Origin of the sequence: Adlercreutzia sp. DFI.6.23 (assembly GCF_024462535.1) — a bacterium.
Lineage (GTDB): Bacteria > Actinomycetota > Coriobacteriia > Coriobacteriales > Eggerthellaceae > Adlercreutzia > Adlercreutzia rubneri.
In genome coordinates, this window is the sequence record NZ_JANGBP010000178.1 from 1 (window position 1) to 405 (window position 405).

Consider the following 405-nt stretch of genomic DNA (forward strand, 5'->3'; position numbering starts at 1 on the left):
CCGTACCAAATAAGAGCGTCGTCGATGATTGCCAAACGCGTTGGGCCGTCCTCAAACCAAGTAGCTTCAATGCCAGCCTCTCAGAGCAGAGCGGCAGCGGCGGCGTCTCTGGAATCCGACCGTTCACTCGCCGCACGCTTCCGCATCGCGCAAGTCACCTCCAGACCCCTCTCGCGAGCATCCCGCAGCGCGGGCAGAAGCTTCTTTACCGCTGCCTCGCTCACATAAGGGGCCCTCACCAAAATCGAGCGCTTCGCCTCTCGAATATCCGTTTCGAACCTACCAAGCCAGTCGCCCTTCCCAACAAAGGAACCTCTATTCGCTTCGGCGGGTACGTGTGCATTCCCGTGGCCCGAGCGGCCGAGAAGACCGGCGTGCCCGTGGTGCTGCACGAGCAGAATTCCG

At 61.2% G+C, this 405-nt stretch carries 1 protein-coding gene; it reads right to left on the bottom strand.

Annotated elements, in window-relative coordinates:
- Positions 1-80: 80 nt before the first annotated feature.
- Positions 81-405: hypothetical protein (locus NE591_RS12895; protein ID WP_256156821.1), on the bottom strand; the 325-nt coding region annotated here is incomplete at its 5' end.